General features: G+C 68.3%; 19 protein-coding genes and 3 pseudogenes. 8 read left to right on the top strand and 14 right to left on the bottom strand.

From position 1 onward, the window contains the following. Positions 1 to 32 precede the first annotated feature (32 nt). The 4 genes from AB0B61_RS32965 to AB0B61_RS32980 form a co-directional block, all read right to left on the bottom strand. Positions 33 to 1,022 (bottom strand): tyrosine-type recombinase/integrase, encoded by a 990-nt coding sequence (locus AB0B61_RS32965; protein ID WP_358440182.1) that lies wholly within the window; start codon positions 1,020 to 1,022, stop codon positions 33 to 35. Further along, entirely contained in the window at positions 1,019 to 1,954 is a 936-nt protein-coding gene (locus tag AB0B61_RS32970) for a tyrosine-type recombinase/integrase (RefSeq protein ID WP_358440185.1), read from the bottom strand. Before AB0B61_RS32970 ends, AB0B61_RS32965 begins: the two co-directional genes overlap by 4 nt. Beyond that, a complete protein-coding gene (locus AB0B61_RS32975) occupies positions 1,951 to 3,048 on the bottom strand; it encodes a site-specific integrase (RefSeq protein WP_358440188.1) in 1,098 nt (365 codons plus the stop codon). Before AB0B61_RS32975 ends, AB0B61_RS32970 begins: the two co-directional genes overlap by 4 nt. A gap of 475 nt (positions 3,049 to 3,523) precedes the next feature. After that, entirely contained in the window at positions 3,524 to 4,705 is a 1,182-nt protein-coding gene (locus AB0B61_RS32980) for a hypothetical protein (RefSeq protein ID WP_358440191.1), read from the bottom strand. A 294-nt stretch (positions 4,706 to 4,999) separates the two neighbouring features. On the opposite strand from AB0B61_RS32980, the pseudogene AB0B61_RS32985 reads away from it, so the two are divergent. The 4 genes and pseudogenes from AB0B61_RS32985 to AB0B61_RS33000 form a co-directional block, all read left to right on the top strand. Further along, a pseudogene (locus AB0B61_RS32985) lies at positions 5,000 to 5,251 on the top strand (ATP-binding protein); the annotation flags it as partial. A 665-nt stretch (positions 5,252 to 5,916) separates the two neighbouring features. Next, positions 5,917 to 6,567, top strand: a complete 651-nt coding sequence (locus AB0B61_RS32990; protein ID WP_358440193.1) for a hypothetical protein — start codon at positions 5,917 to 5,919, stop codon at positions 6,565 to 6,567. 14 nt (positions 6,568 to 6,581) lie between these two features. Then, the gene (locus AB0B61_RS32995; RefSeq protein ID WP_358440196.1) at positions 6,582 to 6,932 is read left to right on the top strand and encodes a hypothetical protein; all 351 of its coding nucleotides are present in this window, start codon (positions 6,582 to 6,584) and stop codon (positions 6,930 to 6,932) included. A 1,144-nt stretch (positions 6,933 to 8,076) separates the two neighbouring features. Continuing rightward, a complete protein-coding gene (locus AB0B61_RS33000) occupies positions 8,077 to 9,756 on the top strand; it encodes a hypothetical protein (protein WP_358440198.1) in 1,680 nt (559 codons plus the stop codon). A gap of 219 nt (positions 9,757 to 9,975) precedes the next feature. On the opposite strand, the pseudogene AB0B61_RS33005 reads toward AB0B61_RS33000, so the two are convergent. From AB0B61_RS33005 to AB0B61_RS33015, 3 genes and pseudogenes are all read right to left on the bottom strand, one after another. Further along, a pseudogene (locus tag AB0B61_RS33005) lies at positions 9,976 to 10,089 on the bottom strand (Tn3 family transposase); the annotation flags it as partial. A gap of 272 nt (positions 10,090 to 10,361) precedes the next feature. After that, positions 10,362 to 10,862 (bottom strand): tyrosine-type recombinase/integrase, encoded by a 501-nt coding sequence (locus AB0B61_RS33010; RefSeq protein ID WP_358440515.1) that lies wholly within the window; start codon positions 10,860 to 10,862, stop codon positions 10,362 to 10,364. Beyond that, on the bottom strand, positions 10,831 to 11,454 hold the full coding sequence (locus tag AB0B61_RS33015; protein ID WP_358440201.1) for a site-specific integrase: 624 nt from the start codon (positions 11,452 to 11,454) through the stop codon (positions 10,831 to 10,833). The genes AB0B61_RS33010 and AB0B61_RS33015 overlap by 32 nt, the downstream gene beginning before the upstream one ends. 475 nt (positions 11,455 to 11,929) lie before the next feature. Here AB0B61_RS33015 and AB0B61_RS33020 point away from each other — a divergent pair, with 475 nt between their 5' ends. Further along, positions 11,930 to 12,544, top strand: a complete 615-nt coding sequence (locus AB0B61_RS33020) for a hypothetical protein (RefSeq protein WP_358440204.1) — start codon at positions 11,930 to 11,932, stop codon at positions 12,542 to 12,544. Between the two features lie 1,102 nt (positions 12,545 to 13,646). On the opposite strand, the gene AB0B61_RS33025 is transcribed toward AB0B61_RS33020, so the two are convergent. The 6 genes from AB0B61_RS33025 to AB0B61_RS33050 form a co-directional block, all read right to left on the bottom strand. After that, positions 13,647 to 13,784 (bottom strand): hypothetical protein, encoded by a 138-nt coding sequence (locus tag AB0B61_RS33025; protein WP_358440208.1) that lies wholly within the window; start codon positions 13,782 to 13,784, stop codon positions 13,647 to 13,649. 206 nt (positions 13,785 to 13,990) lie between these two features. Then, a complete protein-coding gene (locus AB0B61_RS33030) occupies positions 13,991 to 14,191 on the bottom strand; it encodes a hypothetical protein (protein WP_358440211.1) in 201 nt (66 codons plus the stop codon). Positions 14,192 to 14,457: 266 nt separating this feature from the next. After that, on the bottom strand, positions 14,458 to 16,269 hold the full coding sequence (locus tag AB0B61_RS33035) for an ABC transporter ATP-binding protein (protein WP_358440214.1): 1,812 nt from the start codon (positions 16,267 to 16,269) through the stop codon (positions 14,458 to 14,460). Then, the gene (locus tag AB0B61_RS33040) at positions 16,269 to 18,047 is read right to left on the bottom strand and encodes an ABC transporter ATP-binding protein (RefSeq protein ID WP_358440217.1); all 1,779 of its coding nucleotides are present in this window, start codon (positions 18,045 to 18,047) and stop codon (positions 16,269 to 16,271) included. Before AB0B61_RS33040 ends, AB0B61_RS33035 begins: the two co-directional genes overlap by 1 nt. 125 nt (positions 18,048 to 18,172) lie before the next feature. Next, positions 18,173 to 18,406 carry an ABC transporter permease gene (locus AB0B61_RS33045; protein WP_358440220.1) on the bottom strand — a complete coding sequence of 78 codons (234 nt, stop codon included), beginning with the start codon at positions 18,404 to 18,406 and terminating at the stop codon, positions 18,173 to 18,175. After that, positions 18,403 to 18,681, bottom strand: a complete 279-nt coding sequence (locus AB0B61_RS33050; RefSeq protein ID WP_358440223.1) for a hypothetical protein — start codon at positions 18,679 to 18,681, stop codon at positions 18,403 to 18,405. Before AB0B61_RS33050 ends, AB0B61_RS33045 begins: the two co-directional genes overlap by 4 nt. A gap of 281 nt (positions 18,682 to 18,962) precedes the next feature. Between AB0B61_RS33050 and AB0B61_RS33055 the strand changes: the two are divergent. After that, a pseudogene (locus AB0B61_RS33055) lies at positions 18,963 to 19,777 on the top strand (RNA ligase family protein). Positions 19,778 to 20,316: 539 nt separating this feature from the next. Here AB0B61_RS33055 and AB0B61_RS33060 read toward each other — a convergent pair. Further along, positions 20,317 to 20,442: a hypothetical protein gene (locus AB0B61_RS33060; RefSeq protein WP_358440226.1), complete on the bottom strand. Its 126-nt coding sequence runs from the start codon at positions 20,440 to 20,442 to the stop codon at positions 20,317 to 20,319. A gap of 773 nt (positions 20,443 to 21,215) precedes the next feature. Between AB0B61_RS33060 and AB0B61_RS33065 the strand changes: the two genes are divergently transcribed. Continuing rightward, positions 21,216 to 21,392: a hypothetical protein gene (locus tag AB0B61_RS33065; RefSeq protein ID WP_358440229.1), complete on the top strand. Its 177-nt coding sequence runs from the start codon at positions 21,216 to 21,218 to the stop codon at positions 21,390 to 21,392. Further along, the gene (locus AB0B61_RS33070) at positions 21,389 to 22,321 is read left to right on the top strand and encodes a hypothetical protein (RefSeq protein ID WP_358440232.1); all 933 of its coding nucleotides are present in this window, start codon (positions 21,389 to 21,391) and stop codon (positions 22,319 to 22,321) included. The genes AB0B61_RS33065 and AB0B61_RS33070 overlap by 4 nt, the downstream gene beginning before the upstream one ends. The last annotated feature ends 16 nt before the right edge of the window (positions 22,322 to 22,337 follow it).

The raw sequence follows: 22,337 nt of genomic DNA on the forward strand, positions 1-22,337 counted from the left end.
GCAGGGACGCCGCCGCCCGCGGCTCGGCATAGTCACAGGCTTTCGAGGAACGCGAGAACCTGGTCGCTGGGATGGTAGCGGCCTGGAGGAGCTTCCTGGGGAGTGGTGAGGGCGAGGGCCTTCTCCTTGATGCTCATGTCAGCGTGAAGGTAGGCGTCGGTGGAGCGGACGCCGGCGTGGCCGAGCCAGAGGGCGATCACGGAGGTGTCGACGCCGGCCTGGAGCAGGGACATGGCGCAGGTATGGCGCAGGACATGCGGATGCAGCCGCTTGCCCCGCAGCGACGGGCAACTCGATGCAGCGGTTGCGGCGTGGGTGTCGATGCGCAGCGCGATAGCGTCCCGACTGAGTCGCCGTCCCGTGCGGGTGGGAAACAGCGGATCGCCAGGGCCGCTGTTGCGTTCGCAGAGCCAATCCCGCAGCAGATCCCGAACGGGTCCGGTAAGTGGGACGGCACGATGTTTGCGCCCTTTGCCTTCGCAGCGGACGTTCGCGCCGACGCCGAGGGTGACGTCGCCGCAGTTGAGGCCGGTGAGTTCGGACACGCGCAAGCCAGTCTGGATGGCCAGGAGCATAAGGACACGATCGCGTCGCCCTTCCCAGCGAGACGAGTCCGGCGCCGCCAGCAGCGCGTCGATCTCCAGTGCGGTCAGGAACGTCACGAGCCGCTTGTCGAACCGTTTGGGTGGGATGGCCAAGACACGCTGGATGAGCAAGGCATGCTCGGGGTGGTGCAGGGCGGCGAAGGAGAAGAGCGAGCGGATCGCGGTCAGCCGGACGTTCCGGGTCCGAACGCTGTTGTTCCGCTGCGTTTCGAGGTAGTTCAGGAACGCCGTGATCATGGTGGTGTCCAGGTCATCCCAGTCGAGCTGGGAGGGGGTCTTGCCGGTCTGCTGCTGGGCGTAAACCATGAGCAGGCGTAGGGCGTCGCGGTAGGCAGCGACGGTGCGGGGGCTGGCTTGACGCTGCTTGGCGAGCCGGTCGGTAAAGAATGCCTGCAGGGTCGCGGCGATCAGTGTCATGACCGGGCCTCCCGGTGAGCTGTTTCTTGACGAGTGGCCGCGAGGGCGAGCAGTTCAGGCGCGGCCGATAGATACCAGTAGGTCGAGCTCGGTTCGCGGTGCCCCAGGTAGGTCGACAGGGTCGGGATCTTGGCTTGGACATCCTCTTCTGTGCGATACCAGCCGAGCAGGGTGCGGACCGCGAAGGTGTGGCGCAGGTCGTGCAGCCGCGGCGGCCAGGGGGCGCCGGCGCCTATCCCGGCCTCGGCGATGAGGTTCCGGAAGGTCTCGGAGACCACGGCGTAGATTAAGCGCTTGCGGCTGCCGGAGACGAAGAAGCTCGGATCGATGGGTTGGGGCTGAAGGTCATCGCGTACCTCGTCGTAACAGCGCAGGGCCTGCATCGTGCTGGGGTGCAGGGGAACCAGCCGAGACTTGCCGAACTTGGACTCGCGGATCAGTAAGATCCCCTCTGCCCAGTCGATGTCACCGCGGTCGAGCTTGAGGGCCTCGCCGATCCGCAGCCCACTCACGGCCAGCAGCCCGATCAAGGTTTCGTAGGTCGCCGCCCGCAGCGCCGGCCGTAGCGAGTCGCGGGCGCGGCTCATCACATTCTCGATGTCGCAGGGCGAGTAGATGAACGGGGGGCGCCAGCGCTGCCATCGCGGCATGAGGCCCAGCGGTGGCACCTCCGTGGCGGGGTCGATGCCAGCCAGGTAGCGGGCAAACCCCCGGGCGGCGGTCATCCGTCGTGACCCGATCGTGGTCATCCGGCCGTCGTCGTCCGCCTGCTGCGCCCAGGCCAACGCTGCCCGGATCGTGACGGTCTGCGTGTTCTGGCTGTCGAGGTAAGCGACGAACCCGGGCAGGAAGTAGGCCGCCTCGGCCATCTCGTGCCCGAGCGAACGACGGAGTCGCAGGTAGTCCGCGAGGGCCTGCTGCAGCGCGCTCATCGGATGCCTCCGGGCCATGCCTGGGCGACCCGGCGCAGCGAGGTGAGGTCGACCTTGGCGTAAAGGGCGGTGGTGGCCAGGTCTTGATGGCGCAGAACCTGGCTGATCGCGACCAAACCGGCGCCCTTGCGCAGCAGTTCACCGGCCAAGGCGTGCCGGAGCCGGTGCGGTCCCACTGCGGGCAGGCCCGCCCTGCGACAGGCCCGCTCCACCACATCCCCCACCAGATCCGCGCGGATCGGTCGGCGGGGCGCACGGCAGCTCAGGAACAGCCGCCGGGCGCCATCGGAGGTGCGTCCGGTCGACAGGTAGGCGACCAGCGCCTCCCCGACCTCGGCGGGTAACGGGAGGCGATCTTGGCGCCCCGCCTTGCCGCGAATGATGAGTTCTCCGGCACGCCAGTCCACATCGGGCAGCTCCAGGCGGGCCACCTCTATGGAGCGCAAGCCCAGACGGGCGATCAGAATCATGATCGCGTAGTCGCGGACGCCGACTGCGGTGCTCCTGTCGCAGCCGTCCAGCACGGCCTGGATGTCGGCTGCCGTCATGGTGGGCGGCACACCGGCCAAGCGCCACCCACTGACCGGAGGAACCGCCGTCCCCAGCGCTGAGGCGATGATGCCCTGCAGATAGAGGAAGCGCAGCAAAGAGCGCAGCTCTGCCACACGCCCCTTGGCCGACCCCGCCGAGACACGATCGCACTCGCGTAACAGGAAGGCGTTGATGTCGGCTCCCGTCAGGGCCGCAGGCGCGAAGACATCCTCGATCGTCGCCTGCTCACGAAGGAAGCGGCGGGCGGTCTTCTCGTAGCGCAGCACCGTGGCCAGGGCCAACCCCCGCTCTCGCACCATCCACGAGCGGTACTGCTCCAGCAGCGTCTCCAGCGGTGAGGCCGATGCCGGCTCCGCCACGATGATCCCGGTCTCGCGCAGATAGGTCAGCAGCGGCACCATCGCTCGCGATCCCGGGATCCATCGCTGACCGGCCTCGTGCCGCGCGATGAGGAACGCCTCCATGCGCTCCTCATCGAATTGGTCGACCCGGAGCTGCGTATCCTCCAGCCAGCGCCCGACCCGCCCCAGGTCGGTGAGCATGTTCCGAACAGTCCCCGACGCGTAACCCCGCCGCACCAACCATGCTCGGTAGCCCTCGACCTGCACCCCCATCAGGCCAGGCTTCCTCCTCGTGCCCGCCATCGCACTCGCCTCCTTCGCCAGAGCCCTACTGCTCCCACGAACGAGACTCCGCTCATTAGGTGAGTATGCCGAGCCGGGGGTGACTGAATCCCTGCTCTGCAAGCTCCCCTAGCTCGGTGCTCGGCACAGTCGCGGCCCCGGCCTAGGTCCATGTTCAGCCGACACGGCGTGGTGCATTTTCGGCGGCCAGTACGTTCAGCGCGTTGGTTGGGCCGTCCCTCCATGGGCGGCAGAATGCCTCGCACGGCACCCGCAGTTCGGTGACGAGCGGGGAGCGGGTTTGACCGGGGACGCACACGCCGACATTGGGCAGCGCGTTGGCGGCCGTGTCCCGGTAGGTAATCAAGGCCAACCCACGGCGACGCCTGGGACGTCAGCCGCGCAACCGCTCCACGTCAATCACCCGTGCGGCCTCCGCCTGCGTCGCCGCACGGACCTCGACGAAGTCGTTCTCCTTGCGCAAGATGGTGACAATCCCCGTGAACAGCGTGTTCTGACGGATGCGGTCGCGGGCGATCACTTCCCTGTCGACCGACAGCACGTCGGCATAAGCGTTCTCATCCGCTCCCCACACCCAGGCACGCCCGCTGAAACCCGGCTCGATCCCGAAGAACGGTGTTCGCACCCTGGATGCTTCCAGCACCAGCGTAGGAGCGCCATCCGGGTTCAACTCCCGGCCGATGCGCCGGTCCACGCGCAACTGCGTCGCGTAGTCCTCCAGCATCGACCGCGGCCAGGACCACACGTTCTGCGGCAGGTTGCCGAGCACGTCGTACAGCAGGTCGCCCAGCGTCTCGTGCACCAGTTGCGGGTCATTGTCCACCTCGGCGGACGAGACGCCCATGCGTCCTTTTTCGGCCTCCGGAGCGCTGTCAGCCTTCGGATCGTGACGCACCATCGCACGGCCGGGGTCCGGCGCGTTGAAACGCATTACCGCGGTGGCAGTGTCCGGGTGCGGCCGCGGGCGCAGCGCGGGCCACGCCTGCGTCCGCGGCGCTACCGAGCCGGGACCGAGCGAAAGGATCTCGCGCATCCTGGCCACGTAACCGCTGCCGTCTTCCCCTCGAAGGGCAGGCCCGGCGACGTCCGCCACCGGCCAGAACCGCAGCAGCCAGCACTCCTCGACGACTTCGACTTCGCTGGGATCCCAGGAGGTCGGCGCGCTTCGTGTCGAACCGGTGTAGGCGCTCAGCCAGTAGGCGAAACAAGGCGGTCCTAGAAGGAGCTTCTGTCCCGTGGGGCTGTATCCCATGCCACTGACCGCCACGATGCCGCCCGGGCTCCAATACAGAACCCGCCCCGCCTCTGCCCATGGCTCGTCGGGTTCATCCTCGGGCTCGGCATCCCATGCCTCCAATTGGACACCGGCCAGCCGCGCTCTGGCCTGGCTCACCAACTCGAGACCACCCAGTGAAATGCCCTCGGGCTCGGCCAGCAGTGCACCGTGTTCGGTCTCTTGCACGACATCCCGGCCATAGCCGGGTACGTCGTACAGGCCAAATCGCCCGTACGAGATCGGTGCCTCGTCGTAGACGCTGCGGATCAACTCAGCCACTACGGTCTCCTCCATCCAGTCGCAGGTGGAAACCTTAGTGATCACGAACGACAGTTCCGCTCGCGCCATCAGGGCAGCCCGGACGGAGCCCCATATCGAGCAGATGTGGCGCTGTTCGCGCTTGAGAGCACGCGCTCTTACATCGAGACCGCGCTCAGCCGACGACTATGCCGAGCCCTGCGGCGCCAACTTCAAGAAGACCCCAGCTCCGTCATACAGATGAGAACCCGCGACCATACTTCTCGGCATAGTCGCGATGTCGGCATAGGTCGACCTATGCGGATATCCGCATAGATTGACGAACTCGGCTACATGCAACTCGACCGCCGCGGCGCGGAACTCCTCTTCCAGGTCCTCACCGAGCGTGAGGAGAAGGCCTCGGTTGCGATCGCGTCCAATGAGTCCTTCGGCGGCTGGACCAAGACCTTCACCGACCCCCGGCTATGCGCAGCCATCGTCGACCGACTCACCTTCGGCGGCACCATCCTCGAGACCGGCACCGACTCCTACCGTCTGGCCCAAGCCACAAAGCAGCGGACAACCTGACACCCGTCGGGCGCGGAAGCGGTGTCGACGCAAACCAACATCCGCGGCACCGACACGTGCCCGGCGGTGTCAGAACTCGCCAACAAGCGGTGTCGGACGAAACCTCCGCAGCCAGCCCTGCCTTTACCATATGGGAGCGGTATTTGGCGATTTGCGAAAGCTTTCGCGGGTGCGAACCGATGGAGCGCCGAACGAACAAAGTCTCTCCTTCGGACTGAAGACCGCCAACAAGATGGCCGCATCCTGAGAGGGGCCAGGGCGGCTGCGAGCCTGTCGCACGTCTTCGCAGGTGCCCTCAACCGGATCTTGATGATGATCGGGCAGACGCCACGATGGTTACCGACGCTGGCCTTGGTCAGCCGCGCTTTCGTGGAGGTTCTGCTTCGGATGCCAAGGCCTGCACGTGGTGAGGGGCAGCCGACTCGACGTCGTCAGAACCTCGAGCTAGAGCCCAACGGCGCCGATGGGAATCGCGGCACCCCTCGCGGCCATATCCGCTGGGCGTGCTGGAGCGCAGGCCTGGGGCAGGGGCGCCTCCAGGTCCGTTCCGCGTGCTGATCTACCCCGGCTCAGACCTCGAACCCCAGGAACCGGGGACGTCGCGAGTGCTGTGGATCTTCCCATTCACAGAGCGTCAGGGCATCGAGGCCGGAAAGCTGGGCGCCATGGCGGACCTTTCGGCCCTTTCCCCCACCGGCCAGCACCTCAGCCCTCCGCAGGCCGTTCCGGCGGCCTGGTCGCCGTACGCCTGGCGGTGCTTCGTCGAGGACGAGCAGCCCGCGCCGATCCTGCGGTCCGACGCCGAGTCGGCCGCGCGGCTCAGCCGCTCTCTCGGGGTGTGGCTGCGGCTGACCGACCGCGGCGTGGCAGTCAGTGGCGAGCGCGAGCAGGCCCGCACAGTGGCCGCGCACGCCGCCCGCACCCTTCTGCGCCAGCAGGAGGTCCCCGCCGCGCTCAGTCTGTGGTGGGACATCCCCGTCGGCACTACGGCCGCCGAGGTGGTCCCGGGCATCGCCGAGCACCTGGGCCGGCCGCGCCCGTGCGGAGAGAACGTCAGCGCCTGGACCACGCACGTCATCGCCGAGCAGCGGCTGCGCCTGGTGGTGCTGGCCAACCTGGAGGGCGCGCTGCGCGGCAAGGGCATCAAGAACCTGCGCGGCGGGGAACTGCCCTACCTGTTCAAGACCCTGCCCCACATCCTGTTTCTGCTGGTCGGAACCGGGCTGGAGCACGACCTGCTGACCGGGCCCGGCGCCGACTGGCTGGGCCACTACGTCCAGTTCATGAAGCTCGCCCCACGTGATGCCGCCAACTGAGAAAGCGAGAGGCGATGATCCCCGAACCCGCTCCCGGCGAGGCCGCCGAGAAGAAGAAGGCTCACGGTGAGCTGGCTCAGCACGCCTTCGAGACGGCGGGCAAGCTGCGGCTGCTCGCCGAGCACATGCGCGCGATGGGCTGGCGCACCGACGAGTACGCCGTCGAGGACCTGGAGCGCGTCGCCGACTCCCTGGGCGGCATGTCGATCCGGGCCGCGATGTCCAGCGACAACGCCGACATCGTCAGCATGGTGATGGGCAAGCCCATGAAGCGGATCGCGCCGAACTTCGAGTCATCTTTGACGCGGAGGTTGCCCCGGCCTGCCCCAGCGATGAGCCGCCGGCCGGTAGACGTGGCGACATGAGTAGCAAAACACACGCCGTGGGAAAAGCCGCCGCTCGGGTGCAATCCTCGGTCGCCAAGAACCCGGATAGCCCCAGCGCGGGCGACGGCCTGGACCGTGAGGCGCAATCACAGGCCGATAAGAACGAGGACCAGGAGGATGGCCAGGACGACGCTGCCTGAAATCAACGCGCTGCGTCTGTGATGTACGGGAACCGCCGAGCTGGTGGGATCCGGTCCTGCGCTACGAGCGCAGTGTCGGCCAGGCGTCGTGCCCAGTCCGGCTGGCTTGGCCTTTCCGGCGAGCCGTCGCCCTCGGGTGTGTGTCCGGCCTTTTGTCGGTGCTCATCTGGGAGGTTCCTTCCCGTTGACGGGAAGTACGCGGCGGCCGGGGGAGGGGGACCGGCGGTTCCCTGCAGGAGCGCTCAGGGGTGTGCGGAGGAGGCGGCCAGGATCGCGGCGGCCAGAGCCAGCCCATGGGTGAGGGCGTGCTCTCCGCCTTTGACTGAAGCTGTCGAAAATAGTGGAACGGGCTTCGCCCGTACCCTCTCCCAAGAACCAAGATGAAACAATTATCATTTTCTTCCCGCCAGGGATGCGACGGCAGCCTGGCCATCCCGTGTGGAAACGCGGCCGATGCTGCTACGACACACCACATGGGCCGATGAAGCCCGGTGTGACCTTTCTAGGCAGGCATGGGCCGCGGGCCGACCTCGGGCGCTACCAGGCGCGCGCGAACTGGGCGGCTGCGGCAACATGCGGCGCGTCATCGTTGTCCGGCCACGGACCTGCCGCGAACGCGGGGGCCGTCGGCGCCGGCTGCTGCCCACCGACCACGTTGTGACTCCTACCGCCCGTGCGACCAGATGTTCGAGGTCCTCGCCCGGCATGAGCGTGACGGAATCGAGCAGCACCGTCAGGGCCTGGCGCTGCTGCTCGACGGAGACGGTGACCGACGTGCCGGACGGCGGAGCCGCGCTGCACGCCCCGTCCAGGAGACGCAGCGCGACGAGCGCGGACGAGCCACTGCGTGAGGGCCGCATATCCGAGGGATTCCCTGCTCGCACCGTAATGCATGCGACGTACGCGGTATCGGCATGGCGCCGCGGGTTTACCTGGCGACCAACTCCCCCGTACTGTGATCAACTCCACGAGGAGTCGAACAATTGACCCAGCACGATGGCTTATCGCAGTTCGCCGCCGACCATGCGGAGTGGTTCGCCCGATCGGCCTACCTCCTGACAGGAGACCCGGAACGCGCCAGGAACCTGGCCATCCAGGCCCTGGTGACGACGGGCCGCCGCTGGTCCGTGCACCGGTGGAACAGACCGGTCGAGGCAGTGCTCAGCACGCTCTACCGGGCATACCTCGTCGGCCCCGCGGAGCCGCCCGCAGGCTTCCCGCTGGCCGGGATGTCCCCGCTCGGGCGGGTGGCTGTGGTCGCCCAGTTCCATGACGGCCTGGACCCGCACCGCGCCGCCCAGTTGGTCGGCACCTGGATGCCCGGCGCGCTCCAGGAGGAGACGGAACGCGTCCGAGCCACCCACCCGCACCTCCTCGACCTCGGCGAGGAAGCCGCCACGGAGCCCCGGCCTCATGAGGCCATCGAAGCGCCCGGGGACAGCCCATGGGCGGCACCCTGGCAGGCCGACGACCTCGTGGCGCCCCCGAGCCCCTGGACGGCCCCGCTCTCACCGGCTCCGCTCGCTCCGTCGCCCGCCCTGGTACGGCTGGCGGCCGAGTTGCCCGTCGCGGTGCCCATGGACGTTGCCCAGACCGCGCCCCGCCTGGTCCTCAGGCGGCGCCTCGTGATGCGGAGCGTATTCACCACCCTGGGCTTCGCGGGCGCCGGCGCGTTCGTGGCGCTCGCCATAGTCGCGCTGAGCGCCCTGGCGAACAGCGCGGAAAGGGCCGCCCAGCGGGCCGACGCCCCGATCTCCGAGCCCGACCTCACACCCACAGAGCTCGCCCCCACGCCCACCGCCGAGGAGCCGCAGCCCGACCCGTTGCCGGAGCGCCTGGACGAGCCGATCAGCCGTGCCTATCAAGGCTTCTGCAACAGCGACGCCCCCTACGACACGCGCAAGCCCCCGGAGTGCGCTCAGTGGCGGCTGGTGGGCAAGTCGGGCACTGAGTGGCGGCTGGACGCCTCCCAGGTCGCCAAGCAGACCACGACGGTGCCGGACGTGGCCGTCAGCCAGGACGGCCGGCGCGTCGCCTACCTGGACACCCAGAACGACTATGTGGTCCGCGACCTGGCCACCGGCAAGTACAAGACGTTCGCGATCCAGCTGCACGGCTCCGATCCCGAGTTCGTCTCCTCGCGCAACGGCCGCTACTTCGCGGTCAACTTCCTCCAGAGCGGCGCCGACAGCCCGATGCTTGACTTCACCAAGGGCAGGACGACTTACGGCGCCTGGACCATGGCCATCACGGACGACGGCAAGCGCGTGATCGACGAGTCCATGGCGAGCGAGGCCTCGTCGGACACGAAGATCAAGCTGGCCGGACGCCGCTTCCGCGTCGACGCCGAGGTGGGCATCAGCGGCGCGGCGCTCTCACCCGACGGCCGGACGCTCGCCGTGGCCGACGACGACGAGCGCGTGATCACGCTGGATACGCGCACCGGACACGTCACCAAACTACGGCGCCTGGTGGACGAGGACGGTGCCCAAGAGATCGACACCGTGGAGCGCTGGCTCAACGCCAACGAGGTGATGGTGCGCCTCTCGGACGAGGACGACGAGGTCTACCTGGCCGCCGTGGACGTGCGCACCGGGAAGACCCGTGACCTGGACGCGGGCGACCTCGAGTACGGCGACGTCCTGGGCGCCTTCACGGAATGACGAAAGGCCCCCGGCACCCTTCCGGGGGTCTTTCGCCGAAGGGGCGTGATGGTGGCCAAGTCGTTGCGCTCGACCGGGTAGCCTTCGGCGGCGAGCTGATTGGCCACGTCGGTGATGTCCAGCGCGGTGGAGTAGATCGCGTGTTCGCCAGCAGCTCGTTGAACTTGACCACTCGTTCCTGGTGGTCGGGGTTGTATGCCCGATGAGCTTGCCTCCGATCATGAGCCATTCCGCGTAGCCGTGGAACGCCTCGGCCTTGTTGGTGATCGTGGTGATCTGCTCCCGCAGCCCCGGTTCCGACAAAAACCGAAGCAACGTGATCGTGCGGACCGCGGCCCCTTTCTGGCGTCGCCAGTTTTCTCACCCCTACAGGACTCAGCGCCGGCCGAAGCGAGCCAAGCAGACATCGTCGTCCTGCCACGGATCTGCAGCGAAAGCGGCGGCGGCCGCGGGCGTCGGGGCGTCGGCCTGGACATCGCTCACCGTCGGCGTCAGGGCGGCGTCGCTGGCCCCGGCATCGATAACGGCAGCCGATAGGGCCGCCGGCGCATCCGGCGAAGACGGCGCAGCGGGCTCGACGGCGAGCGGCGTGACGGGGCTGGTGCTCAGGCGCCGGTCTTGTGCTTGGCCGTCGTCGGGGAGGGCGGAGCGGAGCTTTTGGTTGGCTGGGACGCAGCCGCGCTCGCCGCGGCGTCGTGCCGTGAGTGGCGGGCCAGGCGGGCGGCCAGGCGGGCGTCGGCGCGGTGGGCGGGACTGCGCTCCAACTGGTCGACGTGCAGGTAGGCCTGCGTGGTGCGGGGGTCGGCGTGGCCGAGCAGGGCCTGGACGACGTCGAGGGGCTCGTCGGCCTGCAGCAGCGCGGTCGCCGCGCTGTGCCGGATGGAGTGCAGGCTGAGGTTGCGCGGGTCGGGGATGTCGACCTTCTCGGCCAGGCGGTGGACGAGCTGCAGCACGTAGGAACGCTGCAGCGTTAGCCCGCTGCGGGTGACGAACAGCGGCCCGGGCGCGGTGCCGCGCTCGGCCAGGTAGGCGTCCAGCAGTTGGCCGGTGGTGGTGGCGATGACGACGCGGTGGTCACGGTCGCCTTTGGCGGGCAGTGTGAGGATGCGCTGGGCGCCGGCATGGCCGACCGGCGTCCAGCTGGACGCCGGTCAGCTCCGAGATCCGGCAGGCGGTGCCCTTGAGCAGGGCGATGATGGCGGCGGTGCGCGCGCTCTCGTGCTCGACGGCGTAGGTGACGAGGTCGTCGAGCTGGGCTTCGGTGAGGTGCCGGGTGGTCTTGCTGCGTCGTTTGGGCAGCTCCATCCCGGCGAACGGGTTGACCGTGGCGGCCTCGGCACGGATGAGGTAGCGGTACCAGCTCGACAGCGCCGACAGGCGGCGGCGCCTGGTGCCGGGCTCGAAGCCGGCGTGCCGCATGGCGGCGGCGAACAGGTCGGCCTCCAGATAGGGCACGGCCGTCAGGTCCAGGCCGCGGGCCTGCATCCACCACAGCCACCAGGAGGCCTCCTTGATGTAGGCCTGCTGGGTGCGGGGGGAGGAGCGGCGCTCCGACAGCAGCCAGCCCGCGGTGGCGGCCAGCACCTGCTGTCCGGCCTGGGCGGTGCGCAGCAGCTCCGCCAGACTCGCCGCGTCGCGGGCGGGCGGGGAGGTCCCCTTGGGCGGCAGCTGGACGGGCAGGCTCGTGATCGGGATCATTCCGTCGAGGTCCTGGGTGGCAATGCCGCTCTGGGAAGAGCCCGCGCGATCCTCACTCAAGCCGCTGTGGGCGTTCAGGCAGCCCTGGTGGGATGGCCCGGGACCGGCGCTGCGTTCGGCGTGCGCCGCCTGTTGGGCGTACCGGTGTCACTGCTGTTGGGCGACGTATTTGCTTTTCTGGAGAATCCGGGGCCGATCGTAGACGTTGTCGCAGGTGAACTGGAGGCGGCTCGCGGCGTGCAGGGGGAGAAGCTGATCGTGGTGGCCCACAGTATGGGCGGCAACATCGTCTACGAGGGTGTGCACGCGCGCGAGTCGGGCCCCCGACACCGGGCACGCCCGCGCGCTTGGCCTAGGGGGTGCACGCCGGTCCGGCGTTCAGAGCACGGAGAGCTCGCGGGACGTCGCAGCAGGCGGGGAACCTCGGCGTATGCTGCCTTGTCTACCGTGGCCACCAAACGTAAGGTCACCGGATATGAGCACGCCGGACCCTGTCGTCGTGGAGCACTGTGTATCGTTCGTGCGGATCTGGGCCGAGACGGTGCTGCGACAGGTCAAGCGCGTTCGCCTCATGCGGGCAACGTTCCACCGCGACCACCGCAACTACGAACGCCTTGAGGACTGGAGCCCGACCGAAACAGACCTCGAGCGGAACTTCCGAGCGCTCTGGGCCGAGGAGCATACGCTGGTGTGGGCGGCCCACCAGTTGGAGAAATGGGCACAGCGACTGGCCCGGGAACGCCGTCAGCCCTCTCCTGAACGTGATGCGACTTTGGCTGGCGTGCGCAACGCGTTGGAGCATCTGGAGGACGCCGACTTCGACGAGTTCCATGCTCTGGCCGGGGAGAAGAGCAACCGCTCTCTGCGGGGCCTGCCCGGCAGCCGAATCCCGATCACGCTGGGCGGAGAACTGTCTTTCGGTCTCATCGACAGCCGCGAGCTCGAAGAGCGGGCCTTGGCCATAGTGCGATCCATCGAAGACGAAATGGAGCAACACGCCCTCGCCCGCTACCTCGCCTGGCGAGACGAAGAGGAGAAGGAAGCCCGGGCGCTACGGCGCCTGTCCGGAGACGCAGTACAGGACGAGTAAGCACCTCACGGCATGCCCCGAAACGAAGGCTCGAACTCCAGCATGTCCGGGCCTTCACAGCCCTTGCCTGACTTTCGCTCATCAACCGCTCATGTGCCGCACACCCAGTACTTCCGTCGAAGGGTTCCCCAGGTGTGTCGGCCGGCCCCGTTGGACGCCGCCAGGACCGCTGGCCAGCGTAGAAGCGGTCCGAAGGCAGGAGCCGGCGATCTCGGTGCCGACATGCCGATCGGTCACCTGCTCTGTGAGGTCGAGCAACGCCGGGAACTCCTTCAACGGGGCGCGGCAGTGGTCGTGGGGATCCCCTGGCCCTTTCAGCACGATCCGGCCGAGCGCCTGGCACACGTATCTGATCATCAACGGCGGCCGACCCGATCGTCTGCTACATCGAGGAGGGCATGAACCTCTGGCGGCGGATCGCCAGGGAGCGATAGAAGGCGACCCGCTGCGCACCGCGATCACAGAAGGGCTCCCGTGACCCTCGACACGCCGGGCCGCCCTCCGGGGGAGCCCGCGTACCGGACGGCGACGGCGCGAGCCGGAAGCCGCACAGGGCACCCGGTACAGCCATCGAAACCACGCTGAAGGCGGGCAGGCGGGCGGAGGACTCTTCGCCGAGCCACCCGTAGTGGCCGAGGCTCGCCAGGTGCTGGTGGCGGTTCTTGACCTGCAGTTTCGGGTGCGGTCCGTCCGGCTTGTGCGAGATGCTGGAGGACCGAGTGGCGCAGCTGGTGCAGGATCCAGGTGCCTCCCTGCGCGTCCGACCCGCAGGATGGGAAGGACACTCCGGGGGAGCAATTCAGCCGGACGGGCCCCAGGCGTCGTCGGTGTCCGGCTGATCGACCAGCGTGGTGAACCTGCAGCCGGTCAAGCAGCCTCTCCACTGCCATCACGTTGACGTCCGCACTGCCTGAGGTGAGGTGGTCGAGCAGCGCGATTGCGTCCATGGCATCTCCCTCAACGCACACATCTGGGCGTCCGCCTCGGTATCGGTGTCAGAGTCCGGAGGGTGGGTGCCGCCCGGGAAAGCCGCTTGCCTCAGCGCGCCCGCCATGCGCTCGTGCAACCTCTCAGGACGACTGGTGGTTTTTGGGCAGGCGGGTCAAGGGATGGCGATCCAATCGCCGGGCTCTTCATCCGGGTCGATCGGCGGCCGCACGACGCCACCTTCACCGACCTCGGCGCCAAGGTGAGCCCGTTCCTCCGCCTCGGTGTCCGGCTCGATCGGGAGATTCTTCATCGTGTTCCTGCTCCGGTTTGAGGTATGAGATCTTCACGCTGCCACAACACGATCGTGTTCGCGCCGATTGCAGGGCAACACGCGCCGGCGAGGAAACCGCGTGATCAGGCCCGGCGTGTCCGCCCTGCTTCCCGGCCGCGGCCCGAGCGGGAGCAGTTGTGCGACGATCGCGATGGCGACCACGCCAGCGGCGGGCCCGCTTCGGCTCACGAGCAGTCGGGCGGCCCCAACCGGGCGGGCGCCCGCTCATCCTTCGGCTCCGCTGACGTCTCCTGGGAGCCGAGGAGCGCGCGGGTGAGGGCCTGACCGTCGCCCGCCATTGCCTGCAGCGCCGTGCCGAAATGAAGGAGGAACAGCATGTCAACCTCGACGAGGCCGCAGTTGAACCCAAGGCGATGGGTGAACATCTGCAGTGTCCGCTGGGCTGGCTGACGGAGCCTGATGGGAAGGGGGCCGCCTCCTACGACGCGAACCTTCGTCCAACCCGGACGTGGACCCTGGCCCACCGGAGCTCCCTGCCTGAACAGGCCTCTCGCGTAGACATCGCCCGTCACGCTGTCCATCACGTGGTCACTGTCTCGCGCTGAGTGCGGCGATCGTCATCGGCGTCCATATCAGCGCCAGTTCGTCGACGACCACGGCTGGCTGACGGTCTTCGATCGAGCGAGCGGGTTCAGGTGGTGACCGCCACGAAGCCGGTGCCGGGGCGATAGTCGGGTGACTGGTGGCGGAAGTAGGTGTTGTACACCTCGCAGTAGCGGCCGCCCCGGGCCAGCAGGGTGGTGTGGTCGCCCTGTTCGACGATCCGGCCGTGGTCCAGCACGACGATCCGGTCCACGTGCTCGATCGTGGACAACCGGTGCGCGATCACGATGGACGTGCGGCCGGTCAGCACCGCGTCCAGCCCCTCCTGGATCTGGGCCTCGGTCAGCGGGTCGACGCTGGCGGTGGCCTCGTCCAGGACGACGACCGCCGGATCCTGGACGAGCAGCCGGGCCAGGGCGACGAGTTGCCGTTGTCCCATGGACAGGGACCGGCCGTGCTCGCCCACATCGGTGGCCAGGCCGTCCGGTAGCGCCTCGATCCAGTCGCCGCCGCCGACACCGATGGCCGCTTCCAGCACCTCCTCGTCGCTCGCCTCGGGGCGCGGGTAGCGGATGTTGTCCGCGACCGTGCCGCTGAACAGGAACGGCGCTTGCGGCACCGCCCCGATCTGGCGGCGGTACGCGGCCAGATCCAGAGACCGGATGTCACGGTCGTCGATCAGGAGGATGCCGCCGGAGAATTCGTAGAACCGGGTGATGAGCTTGCTCAGCGTCGACTTCCCCGCCCCGGTGTGGCCGACCAGCGCCACGGTCTCCCCGGCCTCGATCGAGAGATTGAAGTTCTCGAGGACCGGGGTCTCAGTAGAGTAGCCGAAGTTGACGTCCCGGAACTCGATCCGCCCAGCCAGCCGCCCGACCGGCAAGGCATCGGTCTGCACCACCCTGGGGGTGGCGTCGATCAGCGCGAAGACCCGCTCGGCCGCCGACAGCCCCTGCTGGAACTGCGACCAGAACGCGGCGATCGACGTCAACGGGAACCAGAAGAACGCGACCGCCTGCAAGAACAGGTACCAGTCACCGGCCGACAGGCCACCGCCGCGGACCGCGTTGCCGCCCGCCAGGACCAGCATGACCTCGGCCAGCCCGGCGACGAGGAACAGCAGCGGGAAGATCGACGCGAAGGTGAACCCCTGCCGCAGTTGTACGGCGTAGCTCTGCTCGTTGATCGGGCGGAACTCGTCGTAGACCCGCTGCTCCTGGCGGAAGTTCTTGGCGACCGCGATCCCGCCCATGGTTTCGGTGAGATTGGCGTTGACCCGGCTCATCGAGCGCTGCGCCCGCCGGGTGGTGGAGCGGGCGATCTTCCGGAACCGCAGCGCGCAGCCGACCACGATGGGCACGATGAGCAGGGTCAGCAGGGCCAGCGGGACGTTCCGGGTGAACAGCAGCGCGGTGACGAACCCGACGACCAGCACCTGGCTGAGCAGATCCATGCTGAGGCCGACGACGCTCGCGAAGTCATCGGTGTCGGAGGTGACCCGGCTGACGATCCGCCCGGACGGGTTCTCGTCGTAGAACGTCAGGTCCCGTTCGAGAACGGCGTCGAAGGCATCCTCGCGCAGGGTGAGGACCACGTCGCCGGTGGCTTTCGCGTTGAGCCACTGCCGGACGAAGTTGAACACCCAGCCGAGCCCACCGGCGAGCAGTATGCCCCCGGCCAGTGTCCAGATGCCGCCGCCGTGCACGATCCGGTCGATGCCCCAGCTGATCATCACCGGGACCGCCGCCTGGGTCAGCGAGCCGAGCACGATCATCGACGCGACGCCGAGCATCGTCCAGCGTTTCGGCCAGAAGTAGCCGACGACGCGGCGGAGCAGCTCGCGATCGGTGTAGGTGCGGTCGTAGTCCTCGGCCTCCAGGCCGTCCATCAAGAACCCCATCAGACCGGCACCTCCACTTCGTCGTAGTGCGAGAAGATCCGCCGATACAGAGGGCTGCGGCCGAGCAACTCGTCGTGGGTGCCGAAGTCGACCAGCTCGCCCCGCCGGATCAGGAGCACCTTGTCGGCCCAGCGGATCTGGGACAGCCGGTGGGTGATCAGCAGTGTGGTCCGGCCGGACTGGACGCGTTCGATCGCCTGCTGGATGCGGTCCTCGGTGGCGGAGTCGATGGCGCTGGTCGAGTCGTCGAGGATCAGGATGGCCGGGTCGGTGAGCAGCGCCCGGGCGATGGCCAGGCGCTGCCGCTGGCCGCCGGAGAGGGTGACGCCACGTTCGCCGATCACGGTGTCGTAGCCGTTGTCGAGCTCGTCGATGAACTCGGCCGCCTGCGCGTCTTCGGCGGCGCGGACGACGGCTTCCCGGTCGGCCCGCTGACCCAGCCCGAAGGCGATGTTCTCGGCGATCGACCGGGAGAACAGCACGATGTCCTGCTCGATGGTGGAGATCTGCGAACGAAGCGAGTCGAGGTTCCAGTCGCGTACGTCCACGCCGTCGACCAGGATCCGGCCGGAGTCGACGTCGAAGATCCGCGGGACCAGTTTGGTCAGGGTGCTCTTGCCGGAACCGGTCTCGCCGACGATGGCCACCGTCTCGCCCTGCCGCACGGTGAAGGAGACACCGCTGAGCACCGGCGAGCCCGCGTAGGAGAACGACGCGCCGTCGAAGACGAGCTCACCGCGCATGGCCGCGGTGTGGCCGTCGGCCCGCTGGTCGAGCTCGGTGTCCGCGTTCGTGATCTCGAGAATCCGGCGGGCAGAGACCAGTCCGAGCTGGACCAGGGAGAAGGTGAAGGTCGACACGTTCGTCGGGAAGTGCAGCAGGGTCATCAGACCCATGAAGGCGATCAGCTGGCCGAGTGTGAGGTCCCCGGCGGTGTGCAGGGCGATCCCGTGCCAAAGGGCGGCGGCCATCGCCAAGGCGAGTAGCAAAGTCGGCAGATAGCGGGCCCGGACCAGGCCCTCGCGTACGGACAGGTCGCGGTAGAGCCGCGCGTTGCGGTGGAACCGGAGTCGCTCCTGGCGTTCCTGCGCGGTCACCTTGATGACCTCGATGCCCCGGACGGCCTCGCTCAGGTGGGCGTTGAGCGAACCGAACTGCTCGCGCATCCCGGTCGCGACCGGGTTGAGCTGCCGCATGTAGTGCCACAGCGCCAGCCCGAACACCACCAGGAAGCTCGCCGGCACCAGCAGCAGCCGCAGGTCGATCAGCGCGATGAAGACCAGGGGGATGAAGGCCTGCGAACCGGAGTCGACGATCATGTCGAGACCGGGTGAGACCAGCATGCGCAGCTGTTTGATGTCGTTGGCCGCCCGGGCCATCAGGTCGCCGACCCGCTGCCGGTTGTGGAAGGTCTGGCTCTTGCCGAGCAGACTCACGTAGAGCTCATCGCGGGTATCCCGGTTGAGCCGGCTGGCCAGCAGTTCGCTGCTGAGGCGCGCGCCGATGTCGAGCAACCCGCGGGCCAGCACGATCCCCAGCAGAGCGCCCACGATGGGGAGCAGCTCACCGTGGCCGGCCACCGCGTCGAACGCGGCACCCACCAGACCGGGTATCGCCGCGTTCAGAACCACCATCGCGATGGCTCCGACTAAGAACACGGCCAGATAGAGCGGCTGGCGGCGCAGATGGGACCAGATCCAGCGAGCCGGTCCACGCCGGTCGTGGGTCACCCCCACGACCGAGAACTCAGCCTGCTGAACCGCTCCTGTGACACTCACCCGCGCCTCCCCGAGCCATGCCGCCCCCGCCCAGGACGCCGCAAAGTCGGTTGTATCAAATGGCACCGACATTCCCCCAGCCGTTTATTCGCGGCTGCGGTCCCGCCCGCCCACGCTTCGGCGCGTCAGCGGCGGCGGTAGGCCCACACGCCCAGCGGGGCGAAGACCACCGCGATGGCGATAATCCACAGCAAGGACACGAACACGCTGTCCCCGACGGGCTGGCCGAGCATGAGCGCCCAAGCGGCGTCAGAGAGCCGGGTGATCGGGCTGACCTTCGCCCATACCTGTAGCCATTCGGGCGGCTTGGCCGTCGGCACGAACACGTCGCTCCCGAACGTCAGCGGGATGATCATCACGAAGCCCAGCCGACGACGCTCTCCGGGCTGCGCGCCAGCAGACCCACCAGAGCCACCAGCCACCCCATCGACATCGAGAACAGCAGGATCAGCCCGCACGCCCCGAAGAACCCCTGCAGGCATCCGTTCAGCGGCTGCCAGGTGTCGCTGCCGGTGCGAAAGCGTGCCAGGCCCACCAGGGTGTGCACTCGCTCGCGGGCCACGTGGACGGCATCACCCAAGCCACCATCATCGAGGTCGACCCGGACCACCACCACGTCATCCCCCTCCGGCACGACGTGATAGCTGATCTTGACAGGGTTACGCGAATGGACGAGCTCGGCTGGACAGCTCCTATCGCATCCGGACCATCCGGTCACCGCAAGTCAAAACCCATCAGATCGGGTAGCGCGCTCGTCGAAGAACACCGCGGTGGTACTGGCGCCTGCCTAGGCTGGCAGGCCGACCCCCAATGCCCCGACACGACCCGCCGCAGGCCAACCAGCGGCTTTGCTTTGGCTTGACTGTGCACCGCTTCTGACCTGGGTAAACTCCCTCATCGCACCCCCTGTGTCGGTTGAACTCGAGGGGAGCATCATGGCTACGCTTCGCACTGCCGGCCCCATGCTGGCACTGGCCGTCGACTACCTGCCCGAGCCGTCGGCTCGGCGCGGGGGGTGCCTTTTACGAGCCGAAGTATGACGGCTACAGGGCTCTGGCCCGGACCGACAAGGACGGCGGAGTACAGCTCTGTTCACGGCACGGCACCCGGCTCAACGAGATGTTCCCCGAAGTCGTGTTCGCGGTATGGGAACACCTCCCAAAAGGACGATCGTCGATGGCGAGATCGTCCGCTGGAGCCCCGCCGGCAGGCTCGACTTCGCCGCGTTGCAGCGCCGCGTGGGCGGCAGCCACGCCCGCCACCTGTCGATAGTGGAACCCACCCACCTCGTGCTCTTCGATCTTCTGGAAATCAACGGTGTTGATATCCGCACCCAACCTCTGGCCGAGCGGCGCAAGCACCTGGAGGGCCTGTTCGCCGGCATCCCGGCCGCCTGCCCGCTCGCGCTGTCCATGCAGACCGACGACCCGGTCGAGGCGCGCCTGTGGTTCACCTCGCTGGCCGCGCACGGCATCGAGGGACTGGTGATCAAAGCCGCCGCCGAGCCCTACCAGCCCGGCGCGCGAAGCTGGTGGAAATACAAGTCCCGGACATCCACCGAAGCAATCTTGGCAGGCGTGACGGGCAGCCTCGCCCGGCCATCAGGGCTTCCTGCTCGGCCGCTACCCGCACAAGGGCGGGCGGCTGCGCGTCGCCGGCCGGACCACTCGCCTCACCCGCGACCTGGCCGCCGAGCTGGCCCCCTATCTCCGCCCGACCGCCGCGGCTGACCACCCGTGGCCCGAGCAGCTGCCCGCCGGGTGGGCGAGCGGCCTGCCCGGCCAAGGCGACCCGATCACCTACCGGCAGGTCGTGCCCGAGCTGGTGGTCGAGGTCCTGGTCGACGTCGCCCACGAACGCGGCCGGTGGCGCCACCCCATGCGGAAATGGTCGCCTGCGGCTCGACCTGTCCCCGGACGCCGTACCGCGAGGCACCAGCCTGGACGCCGGAACGGCCTGACTGTCAGAGTTATCTTGGGTTATTGGCCCCTTCTCGCAGGTCAGAGCGATATGATCTTGTCAGGCACGTAAGGCACGCAGCAGTATGTCGCGGTGGGCAGTGCCACCGGCACGTAGCCCCCTCGACCACCTTGCCGAGCAGCCGCTCCCGCACGCGCCGCTCGCCCCTGCCGACACTTTGAATTCCGCAACACCACGGCATTGAGCACCAGCCCCACCGAGTTGGGCGACCAGCATCCGACCGGCCTTGGCCACCAGCTTGAAGGCCCGCTCCAGCCCGGGCAGCATCCGCAGTCGCCCCTTGCCGGACTTACGGCGAGCCGGGCTGATCAACCTGCTGGCCATCAGCAGCGAACAGATCGAGGGCGTCGTCGATCGCCTCGGCATCCAGGCTACTGATGACCGCCAGCAGCGTCGCGGTCCGGCGCGGCCGCACACGACCGCGGCGCTCTCCACAGCCGTGGTCGCCCCACAGACCGCCCACTGTACATAGTGCCGGTGTCACGTTCCCCTACGCCATCACCCTTCTCGGGCAGGCGGGGCGTGGTGACGGATGGGGAGCGGGGTTAAGCGGGGACGCGGCGGGTGATCGGGGTTGACGGACAACTCGGCCACGACTACATCTGATTACCAAGAGCAGAACAAGCAATTCTTCCGGCGGACGAGGTGGGCCTGCGCCGCCCCAGCAGCGCCTGGGACCAGTGCCTCAATGCCATGGACCTCTCGATCACCTCGAAACGGGGGAAAACTGTGAAGTTCATCGGGAAGCTCAGCGCCTCGGCAGCGGCAGTTGCACTGGCCGCGATTTCGTCCCTCATGTCCATCGCTCTCCCGGCGCACGCGGACGTCTGTCATACCGGCCACGATGTCGCTCAACTCGGCGGAGCCGGTTGGATCTATGGCTGTCCTTTCACGGCACGGGTACAGGTCCAATGCCATGAGGACGACTACAGCATCTACTACGCGTACGGCCCTTACGTCAGGGAAGGCCGTACGTCCTGGGCGAGATGCCACGAGTTCGCCTGGCCCTCCTACGCTTTCGTCGACCCCGCGTAGTCTCGACCGGCGGGGCCTAACCCCGCTCTTTCACACCAACATGACCCCGTACGGGACCGTACAGCTTCGACCCGACCGACGGCTGGACCTGACGGGGACGCCCGCTCCGTCGCCACGATCGCGCACATCGACGCCGACGGCTTCGACGACGTCATGCTGTGGCAGGCCCCGGAGGCGGTGCCGTTGCCCGACGAGTGGTTCGACCTGGTCGACCGAGCCCAGCACATGCTGCTGGCCGGCCCCGCCGCCGACTCCAGCGACGCGGCCCTGCAGGCCGCCTGCGACGCTGGCGAGCTGCTCGCGGTGGTCGGGCGGGTGAGCTTCCTATGACCGACACCCAACAGACCACGCCGACCACCGAGCCCGGTACGCCGGCCGCGGCCAAGCCGCGCCGGACGACCGCCCACACCGCCGCCCAGCTGCAGACCGCGCTCGGCTGGAACCAGGCCCAGTTCGGCCGCGCCGTGGCCGCCGGCGTCATCCCGCCCTGCGACATGAAGATCCCGCGCTGGTCCGGCAGCACGGTGGACGACCTGGTGACCCGCCGCGACGAGCTGGCGGCCATGATCCCCGACCTGCTCGACGACAGCCAGCTCATGGGCGTGCTCGACCTCAGCTTCGGCGACTGGCGGCGCGCCCGCGAGGCCGGCCTCATCCCCGACCCAGCGCGGCCGCCGTACTGGACCAGGACGCAGGCCGACACCCTGACCGAGCACGCCAGCCAGCTGCGCGAGCAGATCCCGCCGCAACCGCTCGGCGCCCGCCGGTGCGCCGAGCTAACCGGTCTGCAGGTCGACCAGGCCGACATCGGCGAGCTGAACAAGCGCGGGCCGACCAGCGTGGTGGACGACTACAAGGGCTGGGACCTGTACGACGTCGCCGCGCTGCGCGCCATTCCCGGCGATGCTGAGCGCCTGGCCGTGCTGACCGAGGTCGTCGCCGAGCGGGTGGGCTGGCTGGCCAGCTCCCTGACCATGCGCGAGGCCGCCGACGTCCTGGGCTGGCGCGAGTACGACCTGGAGTGCGTGGCCACCGAGCGGCACCTCAAGCCCGGCCGGTTCGATCGCTACGCCCGTACCGACATCGCCGCCCTGGCCGAGGACGAAGACCTGATGGAACAGGTCCGCCGCGATCAGCTCCTCGGGCCTGAGCAGGCCGCCGAGCACGCCGAGATGCGGCGCCGGGACTTCGAGGCGTTGACCGAACTACGCAGGCCAAGGCCCGCGTGTCCATCCCTGAGGGGATCCATGGCCAGCTAGAACTGACGCAGTCCAG

Origin of the sequence: Nonomuraea sp. NPDC049158 (assembly GCF_040648335.1) — a bacterium.
Taxonomy (GTDB): Bacteria; Actinomycetota; Actinomycetes; order Streptosporangiales; family Streptosporangiaceae; genus Nonomuraea.